This window comes from Streptomyces sp. NPDC093097, assembly GCF_044754325.1.
GTDB lineage: Bacteria > Actinomycetota > Actinomycetes > Streptomycetales > Streptomycetaceae > Streptomyces.
In genome coordinates, this window is the sequence record NZ_JBIVOW010000006.1 from 1 (window position 1) to 20,782 (window position 20,782).

General features: G+C 72.3%; 20 protein-coding genes and 1 rRNA gene. 15 read left to right on the forward strand and 6 right to left on the reverse strand.

Annotation, left to right across the window (positions count from 1 at the left end; genetic code table 11):
- From rrf to ACIQE0_RS12245, 9 genes are all read left to right on the forward strand, one after another.
- Positions 1-76: ribosomal RNA gene (gene rrf, locus ACIQE0_RS12205) — 5S ribosomal RNA — on the forward strand; the annotation flags it as partial.
- A 92-nt stretch (positions 77-168) separates the two neighbouring features.
- On the forward strand, positions 169-819 hold the full coding sequence (locus tag ACIQE0_RS12210; protein ID WP_402331084.1) for an HAD family hydrolase: 651 nt from the start codon (positions 169-171) through the stop codon (positions 817-819).
- 168 nt (positions 820-987) lie between these two features.
- Positions 988-2,241 carry an MFS transporter gene (locus tag ACIQE0_RS12215; RefSeq protein WP_402331086.1) on the forward strand — a complete coding sequence of 418 codons (1,254 nt, stop codon included), beginning with the start codon at positions 988-990 and terminating at the stop codon, positions 2,239-2,241.
- Positions 2,192-3,367 carry an acetoin utilization protein AcuC gene (locus ACIQE0_RS12220; RefSeq protein ID WP_366336095.1) on the forward strand — a complete coding sequence of 392 codons (1,176 nt, stop codon included), beginning with the start codon at positions 2,192-2,194 and terminating at the stop codon, positions 3,365-3,367. The genes ACIQE0_RS12215 and ACIQE0_RS12220 overlap by 50 nt, the downstream gene beginning before the upstream one ends.
- Before the next feature lie 325 nt (positions 3,368-3,692).
- Positions 3,693-4,508 (forward strand): phosphatase, encoded by an 816-nt coding sequence (locus tag ACIQE0_RS12225; protein ID WP_402331089.1) that lies wholly within the window; start codon positions 3,693-3,695, stop codon positions 4,506-4,508.
- A gap of 128 nt (positions 4,509-4,636) precedes the next feature.
- Positions 4,637-4,846 carry a helix-turn-helix domain-containing protein gene (locus ACIQE0_RS12230; protein ID WP_014144137.1) on the forward strand — a complete coding sequence of 70 codons (210 nt, stop codon included), beginning with the start codon at positions 4,637-4,639 and terminating at the stop codon, positions 4,844-4,846.
- Between the two features lie 120 nt (positions 4,847-4,966).
- Entirely contained in the window at positions 4,967-5,065 is a 99-nt protein-coding gene (locus ACIQE0_RS12235) for a 30S ribosomal protein bS22 (RefSeq protein WP_003948845.1), read from the forward strand.
- Between the two features lie 202 nt (positions 5,066-5,267).
- Positions 5,268-6,317, forward strand: a complete 1,050-nt coding sequence (locus ACIQE0_RS12240) for an NAD-dependent epimerase/dehydratase family protein (protein WP_366336099.1) — start codon at positions 5,268-5,270, stop codon at positions 6,315-6,317.
- 14 nt (positions 6,318-6,331) lie between these two features.
- Positions 6,332-7,327 (forward strand): lysophospholipid acyltransferase family protein, encoded by a 996-nt coding sequence (locus tag ACIQE0_RS12245; protein ID WP_366336101.1) that lies wholly within the window; start codon positions 6,332-6,334, stop codon positions 7,325-7,327.
- A gap of 48 nt (positions 7,328-7,375) precedes the next feature.
- On the opposite strand, the gene ACIQE0_RS12250 is transcribed toward ACIQE0_RS12245, so the two are convergent.
- The 4 genes from ACIQE0_RS12250 to ACIQE0_RS12265 all read right to left on the reverse strand — a co-directional run bounded on the left by ACIQE0_RS12250 (position 7,376) and on the right by ACIQE0_RS12265 (position 11,329).
- The gene (locus ACIQE0_RS12250; RefSeq protein ID WP_366336103.1) at positions 7,376-8,575 is read right to left on the reverse strand and encodes a DUF5667 domain-containing protein; all 1,200 of its coding nucleotides are present in this window, start codon (positions 8,573-8,575) and stop codon (positions 7,376-7,378) included.
- A 259-nt stretch (positions 8,576-8,834) separates the two neighbouring features.
- The gene (locus tag ACIQE0_RS12255; protein ID WP_366336105.1) at positions 8,835-9,620 is read right to left on the reverse strand and encodes an ECF subfamily RNA polymerase sigma factor, BldN family; all 786 of its coding nucleotides are present in this window, start codon (positions 9,618-9,620) and stop codon (positions 8,835-8,837) included.
- Between the two features lie 330 nt (positions 9,621-9,950).
- Positions 9,951-10,820: an HAD family hydrolase gene (locus tag ACIQE0_RS12260; RefSeq protein WP_402331537.1), complete on the reverse strand. Its 870-nt coding sequence runs from the start codon at positions 10,818-10,820 to the stop codon at positions 9,951-9,953.
- 230 nt (positions 10,821-11,050) lie between these two features.
- On the reverse strand, positions 11,051-11,329 hold the full coding sequence (locus ACIQE0_RS12265) for a glutaredoxin family protein (RefSeq protein WP_366336109.1): 279 nt from the start codon (positions 11,327-11,329) through the stop codon (positions 11,051-11,053).
- 333 nt (positions 11,330-11,662) lie between these two features.
- On the opposite strand from ACIQE0_RS12265, the gene ACIQE0_RS12270 reads away from it, so the two are divergent.
- The 5 genes from ACIQE0_RS12270 (at position 11,663) to hemB (ending at position 17,633) form a co-directional block, all read left to right on the forward strand.
- Complete coding sequence (locus ACIQE0_RS12270) at positions 11,663-12,442, forward strand: redox-sensing transcriptional repressor Rex (protein WP_366336111.1); 780 nt, start codon at positions 11,663-11,665, stop codon at positions 12,440-12,442.
- Positions 12,439-13,809 (forward strand): glutamyl-tRNA reductase, encoded by a 1,371-nt coding sequence (locus tag ACIQE0_RS12275; protein ID WP_366336113.1) that lies wholly within the window; start codon positions 12,439-12,441, stop codon positions 13,807-13,809. The genes ACIQE0_RS12270 and ACIQE0_RS12275 overlap by 4 nt, the downstream gene beginning before the upstream one ends.
- Positions 13,806-14,822, forward strand: a complete 1,017-nt coding sequence (gene hemC, locus ACIQE0_RS12280) for a hydroxymethylbilane synthase (protein ID WP_366336115.1) — start codon at positions 13,806-13,808, stop codon at positions 14,820-14,822. The genes ACIQE0_RS12275 and hemC overlap by 4 nt, the downstream gene beginning before the upstream one ends.
- Positions 14,819-16,477 (forward strand): uroporphyrinogen-III synthase, encoded by a 1,659-nt coding sequence (locus ACIQE0_RS12285; RefSeq protein ID WP_366336117.1) that lies wholly within the window; start codon positions 14,819-14,821, stop codon positions 16,475-16,477. Before hemC ends, ACIQE0_RS12285 begins: the two co-directional genes overlap by 4 nt.
- 163 nt (positions 16,478-16,640) lie before the next feature.
- On the forward strand, positions 16,641-17,633 hold the full coding sequence (gene hemB, locus ACIQE0_RS12290; RefSeq protein ID WP_402331093.1) for a porphobilinogen synthase: 993 nt from the start codon (positions 16,641-16,643) through the stop codon (positions 17,631-17,633).
- 117 nt (positions 17,634-17,750) lie between these two features.
- Here hemB and ACIQE0_RS12295 read toward each other — a convergent pair whose 3' ends face one another.
- Together ACIQE0_RS12295 and ACIQE0_RS12300 are read right to left on the reverse strand one after the other, a co-directional pair.
- Entirely contained in the window at positions 17,751-18,269 is a 519-nt protein-coding gene (locus tag ACIQE0_RS12295) for a DUF4232 domain-containing protein (RefSeq protein ID WP_366336121.1), read from the reverse strand.
- A 71-nt stretch (positions 18,270-18,340) separates the two neighbouring features.
- Positions 18,341-19,060, reverse strand: coding sequence for a DUF4232 domain-containing protein (locus ACIQE0_RS12300; RefSeq protein WP_402331095.1), 720 nt, complete (start codon positions 19,058-19,060; stop codon positions 18,341-18,343).
- 276 nt (positions 19,061-19,336) lie between these two features.
- On the opposite strand from ACIQE0_RS12300, the gene ACIQE0_RS12305 reads away from it, so the two are divergent.
- The gene (locus tag ACIQE0_RS12305) at positions 19,337-20,761 is read left to right on the forward strand and encodes a helix-turn-helix domain-containing protein (protein WP_402331097.1); all 1,425 of its coding nucleotides are present in this window, start codon (positions 19,337-19,339) and stop codon (positions 20,759-20,761) included.
- The last annotated feature ends 21 nt before the right edge of the window (positions 20,762-20,782 follow it).

A 20,782-nucleotide genomic window follows, 5' to 3' on the forward strand; every position in this document is an offset into this window, starting at 1 on the left:
GAACCCGGAAGCTAAGCCTTTCAGCGCCGATGGTACTGCAGGGGGGACCCTGTGGGAGAGTAGGACGCCGCCGAACTCCTTTTGATAAAGCTCCGGTTCTTGAACCTTCTGGTTCAGGAACCGGAGCTTTTTTGCGTTGTGCGTCGGGAGGGCGGTTACGCTCGGGAGATGCGCTATGACCTGATCATTTTCGACAATGACGGTGTCTTGGTGGACAGCGAACCGATCTCCAACCAGATCCTTGCCGGCTGCCTCACCGAATGGGGGTATCCGACCACGTACGAGGAATCGCTGTGTGACTTCATGGGCGGGTCCGTGCAGCGCGTTCGCGACATCGTGCGGGAAAGGTCCGGGCGGGAACTGCCGGAGGACTTCGAGTCCAGTTTCCACACGCGCGTTTTTGACGAGTTCCGCAGGCGGTTGCAGCCGGTGCCGGGGGTGGAGACGGCGCTGGAGAAGCTGGAGGCCGACGGAGTGCCGTACTGCGTCGGGTCGTCGGGGAGCCATGAGCGGATTCGGGTGGCGTTGACGAAGACCGGGTTGTTCGAGCGGTTCAGTGCGGGCCGGGTCTTTTCGGCGCAGGACGTGGGGCGAGGCAAGCCGGCGCCCGATCTGTTCCTGCACGCGGCGAAAGAAATGGGCGTCGCGCCGGGGCGGTGTGCGGTGGTCGAGGACAGCCCGTTGGGAGTGCGGGCGGCGGTGGCCGCGGGGATGGATGTGTACGGGTTCACGGCGATGACTCCGGCGGCCGAGCTGGTGGAGGCCGGGGCCACAGTGCTGTTCGGCGATATGGCGGAGCTGCCGCAGTTGATGCAGTAGGGGTCCTGGTCGCTGCCCGTTGCGAGCTCCCGTGGTTGCGAGCTCTGGTGTTCGTCTTCGAGGGGACGGTCGTAGTCGCCGGAGGGCTGTAACCACCGGGTGCGCAAGGGGAATTGGGCGTGTGATCCATCTACCCAGTGGTAGTTGCGGGTTCTAGGCTGGCGCGCCATGACGCCCCCTCCAGTACCGGGTGCGCGGCTGCGGCACGGCCGGGTCGCGCTCGCCCTCAGCTTCTTCGTCCAGGGGGCGGTCTTCGCCCTGCTCGTGACCCGGATACCGGCGATCCAGGTGCGTTACGGGATCTCGGACGGGCTGCTGCCGGTCTTCCTCGCGGCCGTCCCGGTGCTCGCCGGCGTCGGCAGTGTGGGCACCGAGCACCTGGTGAAGCGGGTGCGGCCCACCGTGGTGCTGCGCAGTGTGCAGCCCGTGGTGTGCCTGGCGCTGCTGGCCGTCGGCGCGGTCGGTTCGCTGGCCCAAGTGGCGCTGGCACTGGGGGCGTTCGGGCTGGCGGTGGGTGCTCTGGACGCGTCGATGAACATGCTCGGGGTGAGCCTCCAACGGGCGTACGGCCGCAGCATCATGCTCGGCTTCCACGCCGCGTACAGCCTCGGCGGGATCGTCGGGGCCTCGCTGGCGTGGGCGGGGGCGCACTGGGAGCTGCCGCTGGCGCTGCTGTACGGGCCGGTGGTCGTGGTGTTCGTGCCGTTGGCGCTGGTGATCGGGCGGTGGTTCGTCGACGGGAGTGACGGGCGCGTGCCGGGCGGGGCCGGCGGGCCGTCGGCGGCGAGGCCGGTCGCCATGCGGCTGCTGCTGCCGCTGTGTCTGGTGATGGCGTTCGCGTACATCGGGGACTCGACGGTCTCCAACTGGAGCGCGAAGTACCTCCAGGACGTCCTGGGGAGTTCGGAGCAGCTGGCGACCGTTCCGTACAACGTCTACATGGTGATGACGCTGCTGGGGCGGGCCGTCGGCGATCTGGGGGTGCGGCGCTTCGGGCCGGTCGCGGTGGTGCGGACCGGGACGGTGGTGGCGGCGGCCGGCTTCGTCGTGGTGGCGGCGGCGCCGGGGGCCTGGGTCGGGATGGCCGGATTCACGCTGCTGGGGCTCGGGCTGTGTGTGATCGTGCCGCAGACCTTCGCGGCGGCAGGGCGGTACGCGGTCGAGCGGCACGGCCCGGAGGCTTCGGATCCGACCATCGCACGACTGAACATCTTCAACTACGTGGGATTCCTGATCGGTTCGCCTTTGGTGGGGGCTCTGGGGGACGCCTGGAGCTACCGGGGCGCGATGCTGGTGCCGATGACCCTGGTGCTGGTGACGCTGGTGTACGCCCGCTCGTTCGGAACGTCCCCGGCCGGATACGGTGACGGCCATGAGCGGCCGCGCACAGCTGATGTGGGACGAGGCAGTAACGGGCTATGACTTCGGGCCGGGGCATCCGATGGACCCCGTCCGGCTCGCGTTGACGATGCGCCTGGTGGAGGCGTTCGGGCTCCATCAGGGGCCGTTGGAGGTGGTGGCCGCCAAACCGGCCGGCGACTCCACGTTGCGCCTGGTGCACCGTGCGGACTACATCGAGGCGGTCCGCCGGGCCTCCGCCGACCCGGAATCCGCGGATGTCGCCTACGGGTTGGGGACTGCGGACGATCCGGCGTTCCGGGGGATGCACGAGGCGTCGGCGTTGATCGCCGGGCAGTCGGTGGGCGCAGCGGAGGCCGTCTGGCGCGGGGAGGCGCGGCACGCGGTGAACTTCGCGGGCGGGCTGCACCACGCGATGCCCGGCGGCGCGTCGGGCTTCTGCATCTACAACGACGCGGCGCTGGCGATCGCCCGGCTGTTGGAGCTGGGGGCCGAGCGGGTGGCGTACGTGGACGTGGACGTGCACCACGGGGACGGCGTCCAGGCGGCGTTCTGGGAGGACCCGCGGGTGCTGACGATCTCGCTGCACGAGCATCCGCGGACGCTGTTCCCGCAGACCGGCTGGGCTGAGGAGACCGGCGGCCCGGGCGCGGAGGGCAGTGCGGTGAACGTGGCGCTGCCGGCCGGGACCGGCGACGCGGGCTGGCTGCGGGCCTTCCACGCGGTGGTGCCGGAGATGCTGGCCGCGTTCCGTCCGCAGGTCCTGGTCACCCAGCACGGCGCGGACACCCACTTCGAGGACCCGTTGGCGCACCTGGCGGTGAGCCTGGACGCGCAGCGGGCGGTGGCCGAGGCCTGCCACTCCCTGGCGCACGAGCATGCGGCGGGGCGCTGGATCGCCCTCGGGGGCGGCGGCTACGAGGTGGTTCAGGTGGTGCCGCGCAGCTGGACGCACCTGGCGGCGATCGCCGGCCACCGGCCGATCGACCCGTCGGCGGCGGTGCCGGAGGAGTGGCGGCACGAAGTGTTCCGCAGGACCCGGCAGTTGGCGCCGCAGCGGATGACGGACGGGCGGACCCCGCACTGGCGGGATTTCGCCGACGGCGGCTACGACCCGGCCGACCGGCTCGACCAGGCGGTGCTGGCCACCCGCCGGGCGGTCTTCCCGGCGCACGGGCTGCTGCCGTGAGGGGGCGGGGGTGCCGTAGGGGAGAGGGGAACAGATCCCGTAGGGGATGCGAGCGCCCTCTGCGGGGCCACAACGCGGCCGGGGCGAGGGGCATTCCCCGGGCGGGCGGCGGGGTGGTGGAGGGGGCTCCTTGGGCACGCGGCGGGAGCGGGGTTCCTTGGGCACGCGCCGCGGCCGAGGGGCATTCCCCAAGCACGCGGTGCGGCGGGGGTGTTCCGTGGGCAGGCGGCGCGGCCGGAGGCGTGGCGCTCGTGGCTGCCCCAGATGTGTGACTACCCGTCGGTTGGGGCATCCGGTGTCCGGTCAACAGGTCAGGATGGGGCCCGTGTTGAGCAGCGGGGCGTTGCGGGCGCATCTGATCGAGGCGCGGCTTGCGGGGACGATCGCGACCACACGGGAGCAGAGCCTGCGGCGCTACCGGCTCTTCGCGGCCCGTGATCCGCGGGTGCTGCTGGGACTGGAGCCGGAACGGGACTGGTCCTTCGGCGATGTACTGCGGCTGATGGGGCGGGAGTGCGGGATTTCGGTCGATCCCACGCACACTTCCGGCCCGGATGCGATCGAACCGGACCGAACGATCGCCGCGTTGGACGTCTTCGCGGACCGGATCGCCGCGGCCGCCGCGCGGCGGACCCCGGTGCTGCTGGGCACCGGCCATCCGCACCCGCTGCTGGGCTTCTACGCCGCCCTCGCAGACGCTCTCTCGTCGGCGGGCTGCCCCGTCCTCACCCCCGCGTATGGCCGTCGTGTCGACATGGCGACCCGATTCGGGGTACGCACACGGGTTCTCGACTACGTACAGGGAGTCGCGCTGATGCGCGAACCCGGCGTGGGGGGCGCACCGGTCGAGGGGGGCGTGCACACCCATTCCCCGTTGCCGGTACGGACCGCTCTGGGGGTGGCCGCGGCGGCCGCAGGGCCCCTTCCGGGGCTGGTCATCGGGGACCACGGGTGGGTCTGCGGAGCAGGTCAGCTGGGCATCGAGGCGATCGGACTGGCGGACGCCGACGACCCGGCGCCGTTCGTCGGACGGGCCGAGGGACACCTCTCCGTGGTGGTGCCGCTCGACGACGGGGCCCCCTCCGCTTGCTACCACCCGCTGATCCACTATGTCCTCAATAGGGCACGTCTGTCCCGATAGGCGGTCGTTCGCTGCTCCTCTTCCCCACTCGCATCACCCGCCCCTAATCTGGGGAGTGAACGCATGGCGACGAAGAGTCACCGGAGGGGAAGCCGGTGCCCGTCTTATGCGGAAGGTGCAGGTGTGTGATGGCTGCGGATCAGAGGCCGTTGAACGAGGTTGTGTTTCTGACAGTGGCGGAGGTCGCCACGGTGATGCGAGTGTCGAAGATGACCGTGTACCGCTTGGTGCACAGCGGTCATCTGCCCGCGATCAGGGTGGGGCGTTCCTTCCGGGTGCCGGAGCAGGCGGTGCACGACTATCTCCGTGAGTCGTACGTGGGGGTGGAGTCGGCCTGACGACAGGTTCGACGACCCTCGGATTACGCGGTACGGCCGGCGCCGGGTACCCTGGCCCGATGTAGGTAGTGTGGGCTCGGACGCCCCGCACCGAGTGATACGAAGTGAGCGAGGGTAGTCGTGGGCTCTGTTATCAAGAAGCGGCGCAAGCGGATGGCCAAGAAGAAGCACCGCAAGCTGCTCAAGCGCACCCGCGTGCAGCGTCGTAACAAGAAGTAAGCGACGCTGATCGCGATGTCGCGGCCCCTCACCACCTCCGGGTGGTGGGGGGCCGCGGTGCTTGGTGTGGGCCGTATGGACGGTGGCGGGACGCAAATGTCCCTCCGGGCATCGTGCGGTCATCACCGTGCAACACCGACCCGATAGCGTGACCCGCACAGCTCAGCGCAGGCGGAAGCCGCTGCGGGAAGGAGAGCCGATCTTGGGCAACGTCGTGCTCGTCACGGGCGTCGCACGGCAGCTGGGGGGCCGGTTCGTGCGCCGGATCCAGCGCGATCCCGACGTCGACCGGGTGATCGGCGTCGACGCCGTGACACCGGAGCACCACCTCGGCGGGGCCGACTTCCTCAAGGCCGACATCCGGCACCCGGCGATCGCCCGGGTCCTGGCCGAGACCGGTGTGGACACCGTCGTCCACATGGACGTCAACGGCACGCCCCTGGGCAGCCGCGGCAGCCGGAGCTCCGTCAAGGAGACCAACGTCATCGGCACCATGCAGCTGCTCGGCGCCTGCCAGAAGGCCCCGAACGTCCAGCGCGTGGTCGTCAAGTCCAGCACCAGCGTCTACGGCTCCGCGCCCCGGGACCCGGCGGTCTTCACCGAGAACACCCCGCCCAAGTCCCTGCCCAGCGGCGGCTTCGCGAAGGACACCGTCGAGGTCGAGGGGTACGTCCGCGGCTTCGCCCGCCGCCGCCCCGACGTGGCGGTCTGCGTCCTGCGGTTCGCCAACGTCCTCGGACCCTGCACGGACTCCCCGCTCGCCGAGTACTTCTCGCTGCCGGTCCTGCCCACCGTCCTCGGCTACGACCCGCGGTTGCAGTTCGTCCACGAGGACGACGCGGTCGAGGTGCTGCGGATCGCGGCCGCCGCGCCGCGCCGCGGCACCCTCAACAGCGGCACGTTCAACATCGCCGGCGACGGCGTGCTGCTGCTCTCCCAGGTCTCCCGCCGCCTGGGCCGCCCCACCCTCCCGCTCTTCCTGCCGACCGTCACCTGGGCCGGAACGATCCTGCGGTCGGTCGGCATCTCCGACTTCTCGCCCGAGCAGATCCGGATGCTCACCCACGGCCGGGTCGTCGAGACCGTGCAGATGCGCGAGACGCTGGGCTTCCACCCCCGGTACACCACGGCGGAGACCTTCGAGGAATTCGCCCGCAGCCGCGGACCCGGGCTGCTGCCGCCCGAGTCCCTCGCCCGCACCGTCGACCGGCTCGCCGGCGTGCTGTCCGCACGCCGCGACCCGAGCCAGTGAGGAGTTCACCCACGATGGCGGACGCCAAGGTCATTCCCTTCGGCGAGGAGCCCCGGGCACGCCGCAAGGCCCGGCGGACCGCGCGCACCGGACGGGGCACCGCGCTGGCGCCCGTCCCGGAGGCCCGTACCGACCCGGAGCGGCCGCCCGCCGCCCGGCCGGCCGGCGGGCGGACCCTGGACGAGCGGATCGCCGGCGGGCTGGCGTTCCTGCGCCGGCGGATCACCGGCGACTACGAGGTCGACGACTTCGGCTACGACAAGGAGCTGACCGACCAGGTCCTGATGTCGCTGCTGCGGCCGCTCTACGACAAGTACTTCCGGGTCGAGGTCAAGGGGATGGAGAACATCCCCGCCGACGGTGGCGCGCTGATCGTCGCCAACCACTCCGGAACGCTCCCGCTGGACGGCCTGATGCTCCAGGTCGCGGTGCACGACAACCACCCGGCACAGCGCCATCTGCGGCTGCTGGCGGCCGACTTGGTGTTCGTGCTGCCGGTGATGAACGAACTGGTCCGCAAGGCCGGGCACACCCTCGCCTGCGCGGAGGACGCGCAGCGGCTGCTGGAGCGCGGGGAGATCGTCGGGGTGATGCCGGAGGGCTTCAAGGGCATCGGGAAGCCGTTCGCGGACCGCTACAAGCTCCAGCGCTTCGGCCGCGGCGGCTTCGTCTCCACGGCGCTGAAGGCCGGGGTGCCGATCATCCCGTGCTCGATCGTGGGCGCGGAGGAGATCTACCCGATGATCGGGAACGCCAGGACGCTGGCGCGGGTGCTGGGGCTGCCGTACTTCCCGATCACGCCGACCTTCCCGTGGCTGGGGCCGCTCGGCGCGGTGCCGCTGCCGACGAAGTGGACGATCCAGTTCGGCGAGCCGATCCCGACGGACGGCTATCCGGCCGAGGCGGCCGACGACCCGATGCTGATGTTCAACCTGACCGACCAGGTCCGGGAGACCATCCAGCACACCCTCTACAAGCTGCTCGTACAGCGGCGCTCGGTGTTCTTCTGAGGGAGGTACCGGAAGAACACCGAGCGCCGGGCAGCGGCCGCGGGGCGGCTACTTGGACGAGCTGTCGCCGTCGATGCCGAGGTCGGGCAGGAGCCCGGGCAGCAGCGGCGGGAGGGTGACGTCGGGCCGGCCGGTGCCCTGCTTGCCGTGGCGGCCGTCGTGCGGCGGGGCGCTGCCCTTGCCGGAGGGGTTGAGCAGATCGCCCGCGCCGCCGAGGAGGCCGTCCGGCTCCTGGGACGGCGAGGCCGAGGGGCGCGGGGCCTGCTGGGCGGTGCCGTGGGAGTCGGACGCCGGCTCGCTGCCGGACGGAGACGGGCGCTGCCGGCCGCTGCCGGTGTCCCCGTCGCCCGGTGCGCCGCGGTGGCGGCCGTGGCCGTCCGGGCCCTGGGGGAGCAGTGAGCGCAGCGGGCCGACCTCGTCGTCCATGGCGTCGAAGACCGAACTGACCTCGTCGCGCACGTCGGTGAGCTGCACCGGGAGCCGGTCGCGCAGCTGCGACCAGGAGGTGCGGTGCGACTTGGTGAAGGAGTTCAGCGCCTGGATGGGGCCGAGGGAGCCGTCCCGCTCGTACGCCGCGTGCAGCAGGCGGTGCCCCTCGCCGGCGTCGTGGCGGACACCGGCGAGCGCCTTGCGGATCTCGGCGAGCGCCTCGTGGTCGAGGTGCGCGGACCGGCCGCGCTCCATCAGGCGGCGGGCCTCCAGCATGCGGGTGGACGCCTGGTCGAGGTAGAGCCGACCGCGGTCGGACTCGTCGTCGGTCAGGGTGAGCTGGAGGTCCTCCATACCGCGCTTGAGGCCGTAGAGGGAGTCACCGGGCAGGGCGTCGGTGCTGGCCACGGCGACCCCGCTGAACGCGCCGGCGGCGACGCCGACCGTCAGGCTGCCGGCCGCCAGCCCTTTGGAGAGCCGGGAGCGCGGGCGCAGCCGGCCCAGCGGTGTCGTGGCGCGGTGCGCGCCCTTGGGGTCGCGCTGCTCGGGTACCCGGGCCTCGTCGGACGAGGCGCCTTCGGCGAAGGCGGCCTCCATCGCGGCGATGAGCTGGGCACGCTGGACTGTTTTGACCTCGGCGGCCATCTCCGGCTTCGGGAGCTCCCCGAGGCCGTCGGCGACCGCCAACAGCCGTGCTTCTGCCGGCGCTTGGGCCGGACTGTCGACCTGGTCCTCGGTCGCCGCGCCCTTGAGCTCCTGCTCCTCCAGGGCCTGGGCGAAGGCGTTGGCCCGCCGGTGCATCGAGACATTCGCGATCACGGGCGGCACCTCCTCTCGTCATCCCGCTCGACTCCCCGGACTGGCTTTGACTATCCAGACGGGCCGGATGGTTGCACGCCATTGTCCGTGACCACTCGATCGAGGGGGCCAGCGGACAGGGCGTGACCGCGTGGAGCCTGCATCCCGGACAACGAGCGGCGCGGCACACGGGTTACGCACTCACGATGATCTGACCGTCAGGGCATGGCCGGTCACCAACGGTGAGCGGGATGCGGGGTGTTGGGGCACGGGCGGGGCTTCAGCGGGCGTCTTCGGGGAGGAGCCGTGCCAGGGTGCGGACGGCGCGGTACTGGAGGGTCTTGATGGCGCCCTCGTTCTTGCCCATGACGCGGGCGGTCTCGGCGACCGAGAGCCCCTGGAGGAAGCGGAGGGTGACGCATTCCTGCTGCTGGGGGTTGAGCTTGCGGACCGCCTCCAGCAGGGCGGCGTTGGAGAGGGATTCGAGGACCGAGTCCTCGGGGCTGCGCTCGACCTCGTTGGCGTCGAGCATCTCGCCGGTGGTGACTTCCAGGCGGAAGCGGGAGGACTTGAAGTGGTCGGCGACGAGGTTGCGGGCGATGGTCACCAGCCAGGCGCCGAAGTCCCGCCCCTGCCAGGTGAAGGTGCCGATGCGGCGCAGGGCGCGGAGGAAGGTCTCGCTGGTGAGGTCCTCGGCCGTGGCGCGGCCGCCCACGCGGTAGTAGATGTAGCGGTACACCGTGTCGGCGTACTGGTCGTAGAGCCGGCCGAAGGCGTCGGCCTCGCCGGCCTGGGCGCGTTCGACGAGGTCCATCATGCGGCGGCTGTCGCTGTCCGCGGGGCGTCGCGCGGTGGTGGTGCCGGTGCCGGCGCGGCGGGTCCGGCCGGCGGTGGCCTTGCCGACCGCGGCGCTCCCGTCTGCCAGCGCGTAGCAGGGGCCGGTGGGAACGGCTGTGGCGAATGCGGGGACGGTGTACGCGGTGGGGACAAAACTGCGCAGGTGGTCGACGAGCGTCGTACGCAGCGTAGCCAGGCCCGAGGCGTCAACCCCGACGTGTGGGTACACGGGACTCCCAGAGGCAGAGCTTCCATCACGTGCAGTGCGGGACCGTTCACTCGTCGTAGGGACGTGTGGGTTCCGGAATGCGTCTGAGGAGAATAACGCTTCGTACAGGCAGCGCTACACCCAGTTGCTCAAATCATCGATTACTTGCGATCCGTGTCCGATTGATGGCGCATCAAGTATCGAATACTGAGCAATTATTGATCGGAAGGGAGCGCAATCTGCCTGCTTGGAGGGCGTGTTGTGGTTAACCGGCAGGAAAGGGACTGACGGGGCGCCGGCGGGGGTAGGGAGTGCGGTTGGCTCACCGCCGGGCCCGGTGATCAAGTGCGGTCAGCGGCGGCGGCGCTGGAGGGCCGCGGCGGCGGCCGCGCCGCCCGCGAGCGCGCCCACCCCGGCGGCCGCTGGGATGCCGATCCGCACCGCCTTGCGGCCGGTCCGGTAGTCGCGCACCCGCCAGCCCTGTTCCCGGGCGTGCTTGCGCAGCCGGGTGTCGGGGTTGATCGCGTAGGGGTGGCCGACGAGCGAGAGCATCGGGATGTCGTTGGCCGAGTCGCTGTAGGCGGCGCAGTGCGAGAGGTCCAGGCCCTCGGCTGTGGCCAGCGCGCGGACCGCCTCGGCCTTGGCCGGGCCGTGCAGCGGCTCGCCCACCAGCTTGCCGGTGTAGACCCCGCCGACGGACTCGGCGACCGTGCCGAGGGCGCCGGTCAGGCCCAGTCGGCGGGCGATGATCGTCGCGGTCTCCACGGGGGCGGCCGTCACCAGCCACACCTTCTGGCCGGCGTCGAGGTGGGCCTGGGCGAGCGCGCGGGTGCCGGGCCAGACCCGCTCGGCCATGTACTCGTCGTAGATCTCCTCGCCGATGCTCATCAGCTCGGAGACGCGGTGGCCCTGGACGATGGAGAGCGCGCTGTTGCGGACGTCCGCCATGTGCTCGGGGTTCTCCGAGCCGGCGAGCCGGAAGTAGACCTGCTGCCAGGCGAAGCGGGCCAGGTCGCGCTTGTGGAAGAAGTGCCGCTTGTACAGGCCGCGGCCGAAGTGGAAGAGGGCCGCGCCCTGCATCACGGTGTTGTCGAGGTCGAAGAAGGCGGCCGCGCTGGCGTCGCCGGCGACCGGGAACTCCGGCTCGGCCGGCTCCTCGGCGGGCGGCGCCTCCTGTGAGGACTTCCGGGCGGCCTCGGCCGCCGCCTCGCCGGCCAGCACGCTGCGGGCGGTGGCGGGGCGTCGGCGGCGGGTGAACCACCCCGCGGGGAAGAGTGCCCCGGCGGGGCTCCGGTCGGGGCGGGGTGCGGGCGACGGGCGGGGCATGCGGCTAGCGTAGCCAGTCTGTTCGGTGCAGCCGGTTACGGGCGCGTGTCCGGAAGCACCGGGGCCTTCGACGATTGCGTTTACGGCCATCCGTGGGCGGGCGGTCCGTACGGGCGGAGCGGTGCTCAGGCGCCCAGGGCGGTGCGCAGGCGCTGGGGGTCGACCCGCCAGAAGTCGTGCTGGGCGCCGTCCACGAGGACGACCGGAATCTGCTCCCAGTACTTGCGGTGCAGCTCGGCGTCCTCGGTGATGTCCTTCTTCTCCCAGGAGGCGCCGGTCTCCGCGCAGACCTTCTCGATCACCGCCTGGGCGTCGTCGCAGAGGTGGCAGCCCGGCTTGCCGACGAGGGTGACCATCCGGTCGGCGGGGCTCTTGCGGGGGGCGCGGCTGAACAAGGGGGCCATGGGGCCATTGTGCCGGTTGGCGGCAGGCGCTCCCGAGCGGTCGTTTCGCTTACCATCAATGGGCGGTTTGTAGGTTTCCGGGGGTATAGCGGTGAGGAGTGAGGGCGCGTGCTCCCGTCAGTGCTGCCGCTGATCACCGGTGGCGCGCCTGAACGGTGCGATCGCGGAGTTGGTTCCGCGGATGCCCCTAAAAGCTGCGTGAGCCCCATCACTTTGGCCGGACAAAGCGGACACAATCTTTGTGCACGCGTTCACAAAGACATAGCCTGCAAAGGACAGGGCGGTCGGGTTCCTCGCGGTCGCCCGCAGCCCCGCTCTACCCGCAGGAGCACCGTGGCAACTGGCCGAACTCACCGACCGGCGACCCGAAGCCGAGGCATCCCCGAGGCCACCGTCGCCCGGCTACCGCTGTATCTGCGTGCACTGACCGCGCTCTCCGAGCGCTCGGTCCCCACGGTGTCCTCCGAGGAACTCGCGGCCGCGGCGGGAGTCAACTCCGCGAAGCTGCGCAAGGACTTCTCCTACCTCGGCTCCTACGGGACCCGCGGCGTCGGCTACGACGTGGAGTACCTCGTGTACCAGATCTCGCGGGAGCTCGGCCTCACCCAGGACTGGCCCGTCGTCATCGTCGGTATCGGCAACCTCGGCGCCGCCCTCGCCAACTACGGCGGCTTCGCCTCCCGCGGCTTCCGGGTCGCCGCGCTGATCGACGCCGATCCGGCCATGGCCGGCCGGCCGGTCGCGGGCATCCCGGTGCAGCACACCGACGAGCTGGAGCAGATCATCCGGGACAACGGCGTCTCGATCGGCGTGATCGCCACGCCGGCCGGCGCCGCCCAGCAGGTCTGCGACCGCCTGGTCGCCGCCGGTGTCACCTCGATCCTCAACTTCGCGCCGACCGTGCTGACCGTCCCGGACGGGGTGGACGTCCGCAAGGTCGACCTGTCCATAGAGCTCCAGATCCTCGCCTTCCACGAGCAGCGCAAGGCGGGCGAGGAGACCGGCCAGGGCGGTCCGCAGGGCGCCCCGCCGGAGGCGCCGGCCCGTTCCGCGGCCGTCGCGACCGAGCGCAAGGGACCTGACGGGGACGTCCCCGCGGTGATGCCGGCATGAGTCTTCTCGTTGTTGGACTGAGCCACCGCAGCGCGCCGGTGAGCGTGCTGGAGCGGGCCGCGCTCGCCCCGGACAGCCGCGGCAAGCTGCTCCAGGACGTGGTGTCGGCCGAGCCGGCCTCCGAGTCCGCGGTGCTCTCCACCTGCAACCGCATCGAGCTCTACGCCGACGTGGACAAGTTCCACGCCGGGGTCGCCGAGCTGTCCACCCTCCTGGCCCGCCACAGCGGCGTCGGCCTGGAGGAGCTGACCCCCTATCTCTACGTCCACTATGAGGACCGCGCCGTCCACCACCTCTTCTCGGTGGCCTGCGGCCTGGACTCCATGGTGGTCGGCGAGGGCCAGATCCTCGGCCAGATCAAGGACGGGCTGGCCGTCGCCCAGGAGCAGCACACCGCCGGGCGGCTGCTCAACGACCTCTTCCAGCAGGCGCTGCGGGTCGGCAAGCGCGCGCACAGCGAGACCGGGATCGACAAGGCGGGCCAGTCGCTGGTCACCTTCGGTCTGGAGCAGCTGGCCGGCGGCGCGGACGTCGCCGGATGGGCGCGCGGCAAGCGGACGCTGGTGATCGGCGCCGGCTCGATGTCGTCGCTGGCCGCCACCACCCTCGCCCGCAACGGCGTCGGCGAACTGGCCGTCGCCAACCGGACGGTGGCCCGCGCGCAGCGGCTCGTCCAGATCCTCACCGAGCCGGGCGGGCCCGGCGCCGGCGCCGGGCTGACCGCCCGCGCCGTGGCGATGGACGCCGTCGACGCGGAGCTGGCCTCGGCCGAGATCGTCATCTCCTGTACCGGCGCGTCCGGACTGGTGCTGACCGGCGAGCGGGTCGCCGCCGCGGTGGCCGGGCGCACGGACCGCACGGCGCTGCTCGACCTCGCCATGCCGCGCGACATCGACGCGGCGGTGCACCGGATCGACGGGGCCCACCTGGTCGACATCGAGTCGCTGGCCGAGGCGTCCGCCGACGCCCCGATGGCCGCCGACGTGGACACGGTCCGCGGCATCGTCGCCGAGGAGGTCGCCGCGTTCGGCGCCGCCCAGCGGGCCGCGCACATCACCCCCACCGTGGTCGCCCTGCGCACCATGGCGGCGGACGTCGTCAGCAGCGAGATCGCCCGACTCGACGGCCGCCTTCCCGACCTTGACGACAAGCAGCGCGCGGAGATCACCCAGACCGTCCGGCGGGTCGTCGACAAGCTGCTGCACGCACCGACCGTGCGGGTCAAGCAGCTGGCCAGCGAGCCCGGCGGCGCCGGGTACGCGGACGCGCTGCGGGAACTGTTCGACCTCGACCCGCAGACGGTCGCCGCCGTCAGCAGGGCCGACACCCGGGCCGACCGGCCCGACGCAGCACGGGAGCGGGCATGACCGACAGCACGATGAGCACCCTGCGGCTGGGGACCCGGCGCAGCAAGCTCGCCATGGCCCAGTCCGGGCAGGTGGCGGAGGCGGTGCGGCAGCTGACCGGCCGCCCCGTCGAACTGGTGGAGATCACCACCTACGGCGACACCTCCCGCGAGCACCTGGCACAGATCGGCGGCACCGGCGTCTTCGTCTCGGCGCTGCGCGACGCGCTGGTGGCCGGCGAGATCGACTTCGCCGTCCACTCGCTCAAGGACCTGCCGACCGCGCAGCCCGCGGAGCTGGCCCTGGCCGCCATACCGGTGCGCGAGGACCCCCGGGACGCGCTGATCGCCCGGGACGGGCTCACCTTCGAGGAGCTGCCCGACGGCGCCCGTGTGGGCACCGGTTCGCCCCGGCGGATGGCCCAGCTCAACGCCTGGGCCAGGACGCTGGGCAAGCGCATCGAGACCGTTCCGGTCCGCGGCAACGTCGACACCCGGATCGGCTTCGTCGAGAACGGCGAGCTGGACGCGGTCGTACTGGCCGCCGCCGGTCTCACCCGGATCGGCCGCATCGACGAGGCGACGCAACTGCTGTCGCCCGACGTGGTTTTGCCCGCCCCCGGCCAGGGGGCACTGGCGGTCGAGTGTGTCGCGGCCAACGCGCACCTCGTCGCCACGCTCGCCGAGCTCGACGACCCGGTCACCCGGGCCGCCGTGACCGCCGAGCGTTCCCTGCTCGCCGCCCTGGAGGCCGGCTGCTCCGCCCCCGTGGGGGCGCTGGCCGACCTTTCCCCGAGCTCTCGACCGCGTTCGAGCAGCGAGGGCCCCGAGGCCGACGAGCAGGCTGTCACCGAAATGCACCTGCGCGGTGTCGTCGGCACGACCGACGGCAGCACGCTGGTGCAGCTGTCCACCACCGGGCACGTACCTGCCTCTCTTGACGACGAGTCGATCCCGCTCACCATGGGCCGGGAGCTCGCCGTCGAGATGCTCGCAAAGGGTGCGGCCGGTCTGATGGGGGAGCGAGCACTTTGAACCCCACCGCCCCAAACCACTCCGCCTCCGGTCAGGTCACCTTCCTGGGTGCCGGGCCGGGAGACCCGGGCCTGCTGACGCTGCGTGCCGTCGAGGCGCTGGCCTCCGCGGACGTCCTCATCGCCGACCCGCAGGTCCTGGACGTCGTGCGTGTGCACGCACGCGCACAGGTGGACACGCCGCTGCGGTCGTCGGCTGACGAGGCGTCAATCCCCGGTAGCCCCAACGGCGTTTCCGCCCTCAGGGACACCGCCAATCTTGTCATGGCGGCGGCTCGCGCGGGCAAGCGGGTCGTCCGTGCGGTGACCGGCGACCCCGGGCTCGACGGCGACGTCGCCGAGGAGATGCTGGCCTGCGCCGCCGAGGGCATCGTCTTCGAGGTCGTCCCCGGCATCGCCGCCGCGGTCGGCGTGCCCGCGTACGCCGGCGTGCCGCTGCGCGACGCCGAGGGCACCGACGTGCGCTTCGTCGACGCCCGCAGCGCGGGCGACCGCTGCTGGAGCGAGCTGGGCGCCAGCGACGCCACCGCGGTGGTCTCCACCACCCTGGACTCGGTGGCCGCGGCCGCCGGTGAGCTGGTGGCCGCCGGCCGCAAGCCGGACACCCCGATGACCGTCACGGTCGCCGGCACCACCACCCGGCAGCGCACCTGGAGCGCCACCCTGGGCACCGTCGCCCAGGTCCTCAAGGCTGCCAAGGTGCTGCCCTCGCCGGACGGCGGGCAGTCGGTCATAGCCGTGGTCGGTGAGCGCAGCGCCACCGCGCAGCGCGACCAGCTCTCGTGGTTCGAGAACAAGCCGCTGTTCGGCTGGCGGGTACTGGTCCCGCGGACCAAGGAGCAGGCCGCGTCGCTCTCCGACCAACTCGTCTCGTACGGCGCGGTGCCGCACGAGGTCCCGACCATCGCCGTCGAACCGCCGCGCACCCCGCAGCAGATGGAGCGCGCGGTCAAGGGCCTGGTCACCGGCCGCTACGAGTGGATCGCCTTCACCTCGGTCAACGCCGTCAAGGCGGTCCGGGAGAAGTTCGAGGAGTACGGGCTGGACGCCCGGGCGTTCGCCGGCATCAAGGTCGCCGCGGTCGGCGAGCAGACCGCCAGGGCGCTGATCGCCTTCGGCGTGAAGCCGGACCTGGTGCCCAGCGGTGAACAGTCCGCGGCCGGCCTGCTGGAGGACTGGCCGCCCTACGACCCGGTCTTCGACCCGATCGACCGCGTCTTCCTGCCGCGCGCCGACATCGCCACCGAGACCCTGGTGGCCGGGCTGATCGAGCTGGGCTGGGAGGTCGACGACGTCACCGCCTACCGGACGGTGCGCGCCTCGCCGCCGCCGGCCGAGACCCGTGAGGCGATCAAGGGCGGCGGTTTCGACGCGGTCCTGTTCACCTCGTCCTCGACCGTGCGGAACCTCGTCGGCATCGCCGGCAAGCCGCACAACGTGACGGTGATCGCCTGCATCGGTCCGGCCACCGCCAAGACCGCCGAGGAGCACGGGCTGCGGGTGGACGTGATGTCGCCCGAGCCCTCGGTGCACAAGCTGGCCGAGGCGCTCGCGGACTTCGGGGCGGCGCGGCGCGATGCCGCGATCGAGGCCGGGGACCCGGTCACCCGCCCCAGCGAGCGGCGGCCGGGCTCGCGCCGGCGGGCCCGTAGCTGAAGCGGGACAACTGCGGTGAAGGGCGCCTCCGTCGGGGGCGCCCTTTCGCCTGTGCGCGCTGCTCGCGGGGGACCGGCCCGCGCCGGGGGCGCCGGTTCCGCGGCCCGGAGGGCCGACGTTGCGTCGGCAAAGGCGGGTACGAAGCGGGCGTAGCGTGGAGGGCATGACGAAGTACGGAAGCTTTCCGGGGGCGCGGCCGCGGCGGCTGCGCACCACCCCCGCCATGCGGCGGATGGTCGCGGAGTACCGCCTGCATCCGGCCGACCTCATCCTCCCGGCGTTCGTACGGGAGGGCATCGCGGAGCCGGTGCCCCTCGCCGCGATGCCGGGCGTCGTCCAGCACACCCGGGACACGCTGCGCAAGGCCGCCGTCGAGGCGGTCGAGGCCGGGGTCGCCGGCATCATGCTGTTCGGCGTGCCCGAGGACGCCAAGAAGGACGCGGTGGGCACCGCCGGCACCGACCCGGACGGCATCCTCCAGGTCGCGATCCAGGACGTGCGGGCCGAGGTCGGCGACGACCTGGTGATCATGTCGGACCTGTGCCTGGACGAGTACACCGACCACGGCCACTGCGGGGTGCTGGACGCCGAGGGCCGGGTCGACAACGACGCGAGCCTGGAGCGGTACGCCGAGATGGCGCAGGTCCAGGCCGACGCCGGCGTCCACATCGTGGGCCCCAGCGGCATGATGGACGGCCAGGTCGGCGTCATCCGGGACGCGCTGGACCAGACCGGCCACGAGGACGTGTCGATCCTCGCCTACACCGCCAAGTACTCCTCGGCGTTCTACGGGCCGTTCCGCGAGGCGGTCGGCTCGTCGCTGAAGGGCGACCGGAAGACCTACCAGCAGGACCCGGCCAACCTCCGGGAGTCGCTGCGTGAGCTGGCGCTCGACCTCGACGAGGGCGCCGACATGGTCATGGTCAAGCCGGCGCTGCCCTACCTCGACGTGCTGGCGAAGATCGCGGACGAGGTGGACGTGCCGGTCGCCGCGTACCAGATCTCCGGTGAGTACGCGATGGTCGAGGCGGCCGCCGAGAAGGGCTGGATCGACCGCGACAAGGCGATCTGGGAGACCCTGACCGGCATCAAGCGCGCCGGCGCCCAGATGATCCTCACCTACTGGGCGACGGAGGTCGCGCAGAAGCTGCGCTAGTGCCGCAACAGGCGACGTTCGCCCCGTCGCGGCACCAGGCGGGAGCCGGTACGACCAAGCCCCGGACACCGCAACCCAGTTGCGGTGTCCGGGGCTCGGTCGTACCGGCCCGCCGGTTCACCACTCCAGGGCGTCGGCCGGGTTCGACTGCCAGTAGGTGACGAACGCCGAACTGTCCACGTACACCCCGCCGGCGGGCAGCTTCGGACGGGCAAAGCCGCCCACGCTGCCGTCCATCGCGCGGTTGGCGAACAGCACGCCCAGCTCGTGCGCCTGGTACCCGTGGGTGCCCTCCGGCGACGAGGTGCCGATGGCCGCGTACGCGCTCTCGCCCGGCTCCAGGGTGACGACGGCCTGCGGGACGCTGTCGCGGAGCACGCTGGTGGCGGCCTGGGCGTCGTCGAAGCGGAGGTAGGGGGCGTTGTACGCGTAACAGGGCTTGGTGCCGGTGTTGGTGGCGGTCAGGAGCAGGTGGTTGAGCGGGCGGTTCACCTTCGCCACGGTCACCTTGGTGGTGGCGGCGGTGCAGGTGACCGGCTTGGCGGCGGCGGTGGCCGGGGCGGTGCCGAGCGCGGTGAGGGCGAGGGCCGCGGTCAGGGTCGCGACGGCGGCCGCGGCGCGGGAGCGGAGCTGCATGGGTGGGTTTCCTTCCCAGAGGTGCGGTTGGCGAGTGGTGGCGCGGGCGTACGGGCGGCGGTGGCGCGGGGTCAGCTGAGCGCGTCGGACGCATCCGACAGCCAGTACGTCACGCGCAGGGAGTTGTCGATGTGCACCCCGCCGGCCGGGAGTGCGGCGCGGGCCATCCTGTCGCTGCCGTCGAAGCCGATCTCCAGGCTCCGCGCGGTGTAGCCCTCGCCGCCGCTGCCGTCGCCGGCGGAGAGGATGATGCCCGCGTACCCCCGCTCGCCCGGCTTGAGCGAGGTGACCGCCTGGGGCTTGGAGTCCTCCATGACCGGCGGCACGGACTGGGCCCCTTCGAACTTCACGATCGGATAGTTGTTCAGGTCGCACAGCTTGGAGCCGGTGTTGGTGACCGTGAGCAGCATGTAGTTGAGCGGGCGCTCCACGGGGGCGGCGGTGATCTTGGTGTTGGCGGCGCTGCAGGGGACGCGGTTGGCCGGGTCCCCGGGGTCGCCGGCCGGGTGCTTCTTGGTGGTGGCCGCCCCGTTGCCGCCGTGGCCGGTGCTGTGGCCGGAGTTGGCGGTGCCCGAGGAGCCGGACGCGCCGGCGGAGCCGCCGGCCGGCTTCTCCGCCGCTCCCGGGGACGACGCGGCGGCGGACGGTTCGGAGGCCGCCGGGGCGGCGCCCTCGCTCCGTACGCCCGAGCTGTCGTTGGTGCCGCAGGCCGTGAGCGAGAGCGCGGCGAGCGCCAGCGTCGCGGCGGCGAACAGGCGGGTACGGGGGCGGCGGAGGGCCGGGGTGCGCATGCTGGATCTCGCTATCTGTGGGGCTGAACTGGCGGTGGGCGGTGGGTGGATGAGCCGCGTGGCCCAAGAGCCCGTGTGACCGGGGCGACGCGCGGCGCTCGACCCGTTCGAGGGGAGCGGCGTGCTTGGATGGCTCCAGCTTGCGGTCCGTTCCGTCCCAGCCGCCAGCGTTGCCCGGCAATCCGGGACGCTGGAACGCTCGTATCGGCTCTGACCAGGGAGAATGGGCACTGCTTGGAATGCCGGGGTGGAACGGCGGGGGGAATGGAGGCGCACGTGGAGGCGGGGGATCTCGCCGCATCGCTGCGGGAGTTGAAGGAGCGGTCGGGGCTGAGCTACGGGGTGCTCGCCAAGCGGCTGCACATGAGTACGTCGACGCTGCACCGGTATGTGAACGGGACGGCGGTGCCGACGGAGTTCGCTCCGGTCGAGCGGCTCGCGCGCTCGTGCCGGGCGAGCCCGGAGGAGCTGGTGGAGGTCCACCGGCGCTGGATCGTGGCGGACGCGGCGCGGGCGCGCCGGGGCGCGGAAGCGGGGGCGCAGAAGCCGGAGCCACGGCGGGAGCAGGATGCCGGGGCCGGGGCCGGTGCCGGAACCGGGCAGGAACCGGAGCCCCGGCCGGAGTCGGAGCCGGAGCGGGAGCCGCGGTCGCAGCCGGAAACGGCTCCGGAAGCGGTGCCGGGCCCGGGCCCGGAGCCGTCCCGCGGGCGGCGCCGGCTCACCGCGCTGGTCGGCGTCGGGGCCGCGCTCGCGCTCGGGGCCACCGCCCTCGCCGTACAGGCCGGTTCCTCGGGGGCGGCGGACGACGGCCGACGGCCGGTCGCGGAGGCGTCACCGGACGGGGCCGGCCGGCCCACGGCCGGGAAGCCGGAAGCGGGCGGGCCGGGCCGGTCCTCCGGCGGCACGGGCGGGCCCGCCACCGAGCGCGCGTCCGACGACGAGCACGGGAGTGGCAAGGGCAAGAACGGCAAGGGCGCGGACGGCGGCAAGGACGGCGGCCGCGCCACGTCCCCCGGGGGCGCGGACCGGCACGGCGGCGCGGCCACCGGTACACCGCTGACGGTGTCCACCCAGCCGCAGTTCTGGGACAGCCCCTGCGGCCACCCCTACCTCGTCGACCGGGCCCCGGCCCGGCTCTCGCCACCGCCCAACGAGCAGGACGCCCCCGGCTGGGTGTCCGCGAACGGGGCGGTCTCCGCGGGCGAGCAGGCGGTCCGGCTGACCGTCCAGGGCACCGGCAAGGGCACCGTCGTGCTGGAGTCCCTGCACGTCCGCGTCGTCGGCACCGACGCGCCGCTCGCCTGGAACGACTACACGATGGGGTACATCGGCGTCGGCTGCGGCGGCAGCGTGCCCAAGCACTCCTTCGACGTGAACCTCGACGCCGCGGTGCCCCGCCTGACCCCCGAGGAGGGGACGGGGGACGACTTCCCCTACACGGTGAGCGCGCAGGACGCCGAGACCTTCTACGTCAACGCCGCCGTCAAGAACCACCATGTGCGCTGGTACCTGGAGTTGGAGTGGTCCAGCGGCGGGCGGCACGGGACGGTGCGGGTCGACGACACCGGCAAGCCGTTCCGCACCAGCGGCGACGGGGGCCGGCCGCAGTACGGGTACTCCCTCGACAAGAAGGGGTGGGTGGCGATCCGGCGCGGGGCGGACGGGTCGGTGACCGAGGTCGGGGACGGAGCCGGAGTCTGAGGACGCCCGGGCCCCCGTACC